Source organism: Streptomyces sp. NPDC006393, assembly GCF_040628575.1.
Lineage (GTDB): Bacteria > Actinomycetota > Actinomycetes > Streptomycetales > Streptomycetaceae > Streptomyces.
Genome location: NZ_JBEXZD010000232.1, coordinates 1 through 1,052 on the forward strand (window position 1 = coordinate 1; position 1,052 = coordinate 1,052).

Annotated in this window: 1 protein-coding gene; it reads right to left on the reverse strand. The window is 65.7% G+C overall.

Annotated features, from left to right (window positions below; translation table 11 throughout):
- On the reverse strand, positions 1-1,052 hold a 1,052-nt coding region (gene treS, locus ABZ484_RS38750), incomplete at both ends, for a maltose alpha-D-glucosyltransferase (protein WP_358870642.1).

Below are 1,052 nucleotides of genomic sequence, written 5' to 3' on the forward strand. Positions count from 1 at the left end.
TTGTCCAGCAGGGGGGCGAGGCGGCGGCGGATGCCGATGTTGGCGCGCATGCGGGGGTCCTTGGCGTATTCGGCCCACATGTAGTCGCGCTCCTCGTCGGTGACCATCTCCAGGGTCAGCTCGTCGTGGTTGCGCAGGAAGATGCCCCACTGGCAGCCCGACGGGATCGCCGGGGTCTTGGCCAGGATCTCGGAGACCGGGTAGCGGGACTCACGGCGCACGGCCATGAAGATGCGCGGCATGACCGGGAAGTGGAACGCCATGTGGCATTCGTCGCCGCCGGAGCTGTAGTCGCCGAAGTAGTCGACCACGTCCTCCGGCCACTGGTTCGCCTCGGCGAGGAGCACCTTGTCGGGGTACTGGGCGTCGATCTCCTTGCGCACCCGCTTGAGGAACTCGTGGGTGGCGGGCAGGTTCTCGCAGTTGGTGCCCTCCTGCTGGTACAGGTACGGCACCGCGTCCAGCCGGAACCCGTCGATGCCCAGGTCCAGCCAGAACTTCAGCGCGGAGATCATCTCCTCCTGCACCGCCGGGTTCTCGTAGTTCAGGTCCGGCTGGTGCGAGAAGAAGCGGTGCCAGTAGTACTGCTTGCGTACCGGGTCGTACGTCCAGTTGGAGGCCTCGGTGTCGACGAAGATGATCCGGGCGTCCTGGTACTGCTTGTCGTCGTCGGCCCACACGTAGTAGTCGCCGTAGGGGCCGTCGGGGTCCTTGCGGGACTCCTGGAACCACGGGTGCTGGTCGCTGGTGTGGTTCATGACGAAGTCGATGATGACGCGCATGCCGCGGTGGTGGGCGGCGTCGACGAACTCGACGAAGTCGGCGAGGTCGCCGAAGTCGGGCAGGACGGCGGTGTAGTCGGAGACGTCGTAGCCGCCGTCCCTCAGGGGTGACTTGAAGAACGGCGGCAGCCACAGGCAGTCCACGCCCAGCCATTGCAGGTAGTCCAGTTTGGCGGTCAGGCCCTTCAGGTCGCCGATGCCGTCGCCGTTGCTGTCCTGGAAGGAACGGACGAGGACCTCGTAGAAGACGGCACGTTTGAACCACTCCGG